Below are 8,139 nucleotides of genomic sequence, written 5' to 3' on the forward strand. Positions count from 1 at the left end.
CAAAAGAAAAAGCCGATGCGGTTGTGCCGCATCGGCTTTCTGGTCGTCGGTCGTTCTGGAGTGGTTACAACGGGATGTTGCCGTGCTTCTTCGGCGGCCGGTTCTCGCGCTTGGTCAGGAGCTTGCGCAGCGCCAGCGCCACCGTCGAGCGGGTCAGCGCCGGATCGATCACGTCGGTGATGTAGCCGTTCGCCGCCGACACGTAAGGCGAAGCGAATTCGGCGCGGTAGGCGGCGGCGAGTTCGGCGGCCTTGGCCTTGCGGTTGTCGCCGGCGCTCTTCAGCTCCTTGCCGTACAGCACGTTGATGGCACCCTCGGCGCCCATCACCGCGATCTCCGCGCAGGGCCAGGCGAACACCACGTCGGCGCCCATCTCCTGGCTGCACATCGCCAGATACGAGCCGCCATAGGCCTTGCGCATGATCACCGTGACCTTCGGCACCGTCGCCGAGGCGTAGGAGAACAGCATCTTGGCGCCGTGGCGGATGATGCCGCCGCGTTCCTGATCGATGCCGGGCATGAAGCCCGGGATGTCGACCAGGGTCACCAGCGGGATGTTGAAGATGTTGCAGGTGCGGATGAAGCGCGCGCCCTTGTCGGAAGAGTCGATGTCGAGCGTGCCGGCCTTGATCGACGGCTGGTTGGCGACGATGCCGACCACGATGCCTTCGATGCGGGCGAAGCCGACCACGATGTTGCCGGCGAAATTGGCGTGCACTTCGAGGAATTCACCGTCGTCGACCAGCTTTTTGATGATGGCGTGGACGTCCATCGGCTGTGACGAACTGTCGGGGATCAACTCGTTGAGCGAGGCGTCCTCTTCGATGGTGATGTCGGTCGACGGACGATGCGGCGGATCTTCCGAATTGTTCGACGGCAGATAGCTCAGCAGCTGCTGCACCAGGCGGATGGCGTGGGCCTCGTCGTCGGCGACGAAATGCACGTTGCCGCTGACCGAGGAATGCATCGCGGCGGAGCCGACCTCGTCCATCGTCACCGCCTTGCCGGTCACCGCCTTGATGACCTCCGGGCCGGTGATGAACATGTAGGCGTTGGACTTCGTCATGATGATGAAGTCCATCAGCGCCGGCGAATAGGCGGCGCCGCCGGCGCACGGCCCGCAGATCACCGCGATCTGCGGCACCACGCCGGACAGCGTCACGTTGTGGAAGAACACCTCGCCATAGCCGGACAGCGCGTCGACGCCTTCCTGAATGCGCGCGCCGCCGGAATCCTTGAAGGCGACCAGCGGAATGCCGAGCTTGGCGGCGCTGTCCATCACCGAGACGATCTTCTTGGCGTGCATCTTGCCGAGCGAGCCGGCGGCGACGGTGAAGTCCTGGCTGAACGACGCCACCTGGCGGCCGTCGACGAAGCCGGTGCCGACCACCACGGCGTCGCCGGGCAGGTCCTTGGCTTCCATGCCGAAGAAGTGGCAGGTGTGCTTCACGTAAAGGCCGGATTCCTGGAAGGTGTCCTCTTCGAACAGCGCCGCCAGACGTTCGCGCGCGCTCCACAACCCCTTCTTGTGGCGCGCTTCGATCTTGTCTTCGCCACCGCCGACGGTGATCGTCTTGCGGCGGGCTTTCATTTCTTCGAGTAGCTTCTCCGAGAGCGCCATGGCAGCTTTCATCCTTGAGCTTGTCGTGATCAACGCCGACCGACGTCGTGCGAGGGCCTGTGCCCCGCCGCGTCGACGCCTCTCAAAGGCGCTTTGCGTCGGTGGCTTCGGCGGTGCGGATCGGAGCCGGCCCGCAGGCCGGCCCCGCCTTGGGTGGCGTGGCTTCGTTCAGGCTTGTTCCAGCTCGACCAGCGCGCCGAAGAAATCCTTCGGATGCAGGAACAGCACCGGATTGCCGTGGGCGCCGATCTTCGGCTCGCCGTCGCCGAGAACCCGGGCGCCGGCGGCCTTCAACTGTTCGCGCGCCGCCAGGATGTCCTTCACCTCGTAGCAGATGTGATGGATGCCGCCGCTCGGGTTCTTGTCGAGGAAGCCCTGGATGGTGGATTTGTCGCCGAGCGGGTGCAGCAACTCGACCTTGGTGTTGGCCAGTTCGACGAACACCACGGTGACGCCGTGCGCCGGAATCGGCTGCGGCGCCGACACCTTGGCGCCGAGCGTCTCGCGGTAGGTCTTGGCCGCGGCTTCGAGATCCGGCACCGCAATGGCGACGTGGTTGAGTTTACCGATCATGATTGTCTCCTCACGAGATGGATGGACATTCGCAGCGGACGAAAGCACGCCTCCGCCGTGGCGTTGATGGCAGCCGCAGGCCGCTGCAACCGCGCCGCTGGCCGCGACGGCGCGCCGGCCGGTCGACCGGACCGCGTGTCCCCGAGCTTCGACACCTTCGGCTGCATCGGCATTTTCCGCGTGTTGCACAACACGAACGAGCTTTCCGGAATCGAGGATGAGCTGATCGCGCCGCAAATACTCACGGTGTCTGTAGCGCTTTCATTTTGGTCTGGAAAGCTGGGCGGAGCGCGGATTGTTAGTCGGTTTTGCCCGCAAAACCCCCGGCCTATACGCTCGTCGACTCAGCTTTGGCGCGCTGCGGCGTCGCCCGCCGCGGCGCAGTTGCCGCTGAATTCAGCCCCCCGCAGCCCTGTTGTTCAACGCCGGCGCGGCCCGATCGTCGCGCCCGCCGCGCCGCTCCGGCCGCCGCGCCGCTTATACATCGGCGACCCAAAGGCATGCGTCAGTCGATCGCCCCTATACGACAGATAGCCCGCGCTTGACCTCAGCTAGCTGGTGGCGCCGCAGACGCCGCGCTAACCCAATGACTGCCTTGGATGTTCGAGCCGTCCGGCTCGTGTGAGGGGTCAACGGTTTCGGCCACCGGGATTCCTCATCGATCGAAGCGTAGACCCCCGGTCGATTCGATTCCCGAGCGCCGCGGGCGCGCTGGACAAAGCAAACAGAGGAACACCGCATGTATCGCGAACGAATTCGCATGCCGTCCCTGACGGGCAAAGTCGTCTCCCCCGAAACCGCCGCTGAATTGATCAAGGACGGCATGACCGTCGGCATGTCGGGCTTCACCAAGTCGGGCGACGCGAAAGCGATCCCGCCGATCTTGGCCGAGCGGGCGCTGCGGGAGAAATTCAAGATCAACCTGCTGACCGGCGCCTCGGTCAGCGACGAGATCGACAGCACCCTGACCAAGGCCGGCATCATCGCCCGGCGGATGCCCTATATGGGCGATCCGACCTTGCGCAAGGCGATCAATGCCGGCGAGGTGATGTATGTCGACCAGCATCTGTCCGAGACGGTCGAGCTGCTGCGGGCGCATCAGATTCACGGCATCGACGTCGCCATCATCGAGGCTGCCGCCATCACCGAGAGCGGCGGCATCGTCCCCACCACGTCGGTCGGCAATTCGGCGAGCTTCGCCATTCTCGCCGACAAGATCATCGTCGAGCTGAACCTGGCGCAGCCGGCGAGCCTCGAAGGCCTGCACGACATCTATATTCCGGGCCGCCGGCCGCACCGCGACCCGGTGCCGGTGGTGGCGCCGGATTCGCGGATCGGCACCACCTATATCCCGGTCGATCCGTCGAAGATCGCCGCCATCGTCATCTCCGACAAGCGCGACAACGCCGTCAAGCTGGAGAAGCCGGACGAGGACACCAACGCGATCGCCGGCCATCTGATCGAGTTCCTCAAGCATGAGGTCAAGGTCGGTCGCCTGGGCAACAAATTGGCCCCGCTGCAGTCCGGCGTCGGCGCCATCGCCAATGCGGTGTTGCACGGCTTCACCGATTGCCCGTTCCATGATCTCACGATGTACTCCGAGGTCATTCAGGATTCGGTGTTCGACCTGGTCGACTCCGGCAAGATCGTGTTCGCCTCGGCCACCGCGTTCTCGCTGACCCAACCCTGCTGGGATCGGCTGTACAACAACCTCGACTTTTACAAGAAGCGGATGCTGCTGCGGCCGCAGGAGATCAGCAACCATCCCGAGGTGATCCGTCGGCTTGGTTTGATCGCGATCAACACCGCGCTGGAAGCCGACATTTACGGTAACGTGAATTCGACGCATGTCGGTGGCACCCACATGATGAACGGCATCGGCGGTTCGGGCGACTTCGCCGGCAACGCCTTCCTGACCACCTTCGTCACCAAGTCGATCGCCAAGAACGGCAAGATCTCGTCGATCGTTCCGATGGTCAGCCACGTCGACCATCCCGAACATGACGTTGACCTGCTGATCACCGAACAAGGTCTGGCCGACATGCGCGGCCTGGCGCCGCGTGAGCGCGCCCAGGTGGTGATCGCAAACTGCGTGCATCCGAGCTATCGCGACATGATGCGCGATTACTACAAGGATGCGCTGACCCGCGGCGGTCATACGCCGCATGTGCTCGAGAAGGCCTACTCGTGGCATGAGCAGTTCAGAAACACTGGCAGCATGCGTGCAGAAGACGCCGTTGCCACTGGGAATAGCAAGACTGCTGCGTGATCGATCTTCGCTTTCAAAAGGATAGGAGTCCGCATTGAACCACGATCATAAAGAATTGACGTTGGATTTTCCGGCCACTTCAGTCGAGGAGTGGCGCAAGAAGGTCGACGTGGAGCTCAAAGGGGCTCCGTTCGAGAAGAAGATGGTGACGAGGACGCTGGAGGGTATCGACATCCAGCCCTTGTATCTTGAGGAAGATTGGCCTCGCGGCGGCGATCCGTCGGGCTTTCCGGGACTGTTTCCCTACACCCGCGGCACCGATCTGATCGAACGCACCCGCAGCGGTTGGGACATCCGTCAGGAATTCCGCGAGCCCAATCCCGCAGACGCCAACGCGGTGATCAAGACCGATCTGTCCCGCGGCGTCACCTCGGTGCTGCTGCGGCTCACCGGATCGGCGAACGGCGGCGGCGTCGCGATTGAGGACGTTGCTGGCCTTGAGGCCAGCCTGGCCGGGGTCGATCTGGCGAAGGTTCCGGTGGCCCTCGACGCCGGCGCGGCGTTCCTGCCGGCGGCTTCCGCCTTGATCGCGCTGTGGCGCAAGCGCGGCGTCGCCGACAAGGATGCCAAGGGCGAGTTCTGCGCCGATCCGCTGGGATTTTTGGCGGCGACCGGCGGGCTGCCCTACAGCCTGGAGAGCGGCTATGCGCAGTTGGCGGCGTTGGCGTCGCTGACCTCGAAGACGCTGCCGGGCGTGCGCGCGGTGACCATCGACACGGCGCCCTATCACAATGCCGGGGCGGCGGAAGTTCAGGATCTCGGCATCGCGCTGGCCACCGCGGTCGCCTATCTGAAGGCGCTGACCGCGGGCGGGCTGTCGATCGACGACGCCTGCCGGCAGATCAGCTTCACCTTGTCGGTGGGCTGTGAGGAATATCTGGAAATCGCCAAGCTGCGGGCGGCGCGCAAATTGTGGGCGGCGCTGGCGACGGCGGCCGGCGCATCGCCGGAGGCCGCGGCGATGGTGCTGCGGGCCAAGTCCGCGGCGCGGATGTTCACGCGGATCGATCCGTGGGTGAACATGCTGCGCGCCACGGTGTCGACCTTCGCCGCGGCGGTCGGCGGTGCCGACAGCATCACCTGTCTGCCGTTCGACGATGCGATCGGCATTCCCGACCCGCTCGGGCGCCGGATTGCGCGCAACACCCAGGTGATCCTGGCCGAAGAATCCAACCTCTACCGGGTGGCCGATCCGGCCGGCGGGGCCTGGGCGATCGAAACCCTGACCCAGCAGATGGCGGACAAGGCCTGGGCATTCTTCCAGGTGATCGAAGGCAAGGGCGGGATCGCCGCGGCGCTGGCCTCGGGCTTCGTCCAGGGCGAGATCGCCAAGACCATGGATGAACGCGACAAGGCGATCGCCAAGCGCAAGGCGCCGCTGACCGGCGTGTCCGAGTTCCCCAACATCCTGGAGAGCGCGCTGGAGCGGCCGACCGTCGATGTCAGCGGGATTCTGGCCGAGGTTGCCAAGCGCACGGCGGCCGGCGCCAAGGCTGCGGCGGCAGAGCTGCAGAGCCTGGGCAAGGCGGTTTCCACCCAGGCTGTGGACAAGGCCCTCGCGGCCGGCGCCGGGTTCGGCGACGTGGTGGCGGCGGTTTCCGGTTCGAAGGTCGCGGTGCCGGCACTTCCGAAGCGGCGTCTGGCGGATCGCTTCGAGCGGTTGCGCGATGCGGCCGCGGCCCACAAGGCCAAGACCGGGCAGGAGCCGACGATCTTCCTGGCCAATCTCGGACCGATTGCCAAGCACACCGGCCGGGCCACCTTCGCCAAGAACTTCTTCGAGGCGGGCGGCATCAAGGCGACCAGCAACAACGGCTTCTCGGACGTCGAGGCTTGCGTTGCGGCGTTCAAGGAGAGTGGCGCCAAGATCGCCATCATCTGCTCCTCGGACGCTCTCTATGAGCAGCTCGTCCCGAGCTACGCGCCGGCGCTGAAGGCCGCCGGGGCGACGACACTTTACCTGGCCGGGGCCCCCGGCGAGAAGAAAGCGGACTACGACGCGGCCGGCGTGGACGATTATATTTTCCTCGGAGGCGACGTTTTGAGCAAACTGACCGACCAACTCGTTCGTCTGGGAGTGCTAGCGAAATGATCCCGAATTTTTCCGAAATCAGCCTGACGCAGGCCAAGAACAGCGCGTCCTACGCGGAGTGGGAAGCCAAAGTGTGCGCCGAGACAGGCAAGGGCCTGGACGAGATGCTGTGGGAAACGCCCGAGAAGATCGGCGTCAAGCCCCTCTACACGGCATCGGACCTCGATGGGATCGACCATCTGCACACCATGCCCGGGATGCCGCCCTACAAGCGCGGTCCGTACCCGACCATGTATGTGACGAAGCCCTGGACGATCCGGCAATATGCCGGGTTCTCCACCGCCGAAGCCTCGAACGCGTTCTACCGCCGCAATCTGGCCGCCGGCCAGAAGGGGCTGTCGATCGCGTTCGACCTTGCCACCCATCGCGGCTATGATTCCGACCATCCGCGGGTTGTCAGCGACGTCGGCATGGCCGGCGTGGCGGTCGACTCGATCCTCGACATGGAGGTGCTGTTCAGCGGCATTCCGCTCGATCAGATGTCGGTGTCGATGACGATGAACGGCGCGGTGCTGCCGGTGCTGGCCGGTTACATCGTCGCGGCGGAAGAGCAGGGCGTCAGCCGTGAGAAGCTGACCGGCACCATTCAGAACGACGTTCTGAAAGAGTTCATGGTGCGCAACACCTATATCTACCCGCCGCAGCCTTCGATCCGGATCATCTCGGACATCTTCGAATACACCTCGAAGTATATGCCGAAATACAACTCGATCTCGATCTCCGGCTACCACATGCAGGAAGCCGGCGCGACCGCCGACATCGAGATGGCCTACACCCTGGCCGACGGCATGGAGTACATCCGCGCCGGCATGAAGGCGGGCATGACGGTGGACGATTTCGCCCCCCGGCTGTCGTTCTTCTGGGCGATCGGCATGAATTTCTACATGGAAATCGCCAAGATGCGCGCGGCCCGCATGCTGTGGGCCAAGATCATCGAGGGCTTCGGCGCGAAGAATCCGAAGTCGATGTCGTTGCGCACCCACTCGCAAACCTCGGGTTGGTCGCTGACGGCGCAGGACGTGTACAACAACGTGGTGCGAACCCAGATCGAGGCGATGGCCGCGGCGCAGGGCCACACCCAGTCGTTGCACACCAACGCGCTCGACGAGGCGCTGGCGCTGCCAACCGACGCCTCGGCCCGCATCGCCAGAAACACGCAACTTCTGCTGCAACGCGAGAGTGGCACCACCCGGGTCATCGACCCTTGGGGCGGCTCCTTCTTCGTCGAACGCCTCACCGCCGATCTCGCGGCGCGAGCCTGGCAGCACATCACCGAAGTCGAGGCCATGGGCGGCATGGCGCGCGCCATCGAGGCCGGATTGCCGAAACGCCGCATCGAGGAAGCGGCCGCCGAGACGCAGGCGCGGATCGACGCCGGCCTGCAGGTCGTCGTCGGGGTCAACCGCTACCGCCCGACGACGGAGCCGCCGCTCGACGTTCTCAAGGTCGACAATGCGGCGGTGCGCGACGCGCAACTCGCCAAGCTCAAGCGACTCCGGGCGGAGCGCGACGGCGACGCCGTGGCGGCGGCGCTCGGCGGACTCACCGGAGCGGCCCGCGAAGGCTCCGGAAACCTTCTGGCTC

General features: G+C 64.9%; 5 protein-coding genes. 3 read left to right on the top strand and 2 right to left on the bottom strand.

Features of this window, described 5'->3' with window-relative positions; all coding sequences use genetic code 11:
* Window positions 1-64: 64 nt before the first annotated feature.
* Both VGC77_RS06560 and mce read right to left on the bottom strand, forming a co-directional pair.
* On the bottom strand, window positions 65-1,621 hold the full coding sequence (locus VGC77_RS06560; protein ID WP_331170769.1) for an acyl-CoA carboxylase subunit beta: 1,557 nt from the start codon (window positions 1,619-1,621) through the stop codon (window positions 65-67).
* A gap of 168 nt (window positions 1,622-1,789) precedes the next feature.
* On the bottom strand, window positions 1,790-2,194 hold the full coding sequence (mce, locus tag VGC77_RS06565; protein WP_331170770.1) for a methylmalonyl-CoA epimerase: 405 nt from the start codon (window positions 2,192-2,194) through the stop codon (window positions 1,790-1,792).
* Between the two features lie 739 nt (window positions 2,195-2,933).
* Between mce and VGC77_RS06570 the strand changes: the two genes are divergently transcribed.
* From VGC77_RS06570 to scpA, 3 genes are all read left to right on the top strand, one after another.
* Window positions 2,934-4,463, top strand: a complete 1,530-nt coding sequence (locus VGC77_RS06570; RefSeq protein WP_331170771.1) for an acetyl-CoA hydrolase/transferase family protein — start codon at window positions 2,934-2,936, stop codon at window positions 4,461-4,463.
* 34 nt (window positions 4,464-4,497) lie between these two features.
* Entirely contained in the window at window positions 4,498-6,555 is a 2,058-nt protein-coding gene (locus VGC77_RS06575) for a methylmalonyl-CoA mutase family protein (RefSeq protein WP_331170772.1), read from the top strand.
* Window positions 6,552-8,139, top strand: a 1,588-nt coding sequence (gene scpA, locus VGC77_RS06580) for a methylmalonyl-CoA mutase (RefSeq protein ID WP_331170773.1), incomplete at its 3' end; no start/stop codon positions are given. The genes VGC77_RS06575 and scpA, both read left to right, overlap by 4 nt.

The organism is Rhodopseudomonas sp. (genome assembly GCF_036404135.1).
GTDB lineage: Bacteria > Pseudomonadota > Alphaproteobacteria > Rhizobiales > Xanthobacteraceae > Rhodopseudomonas_A.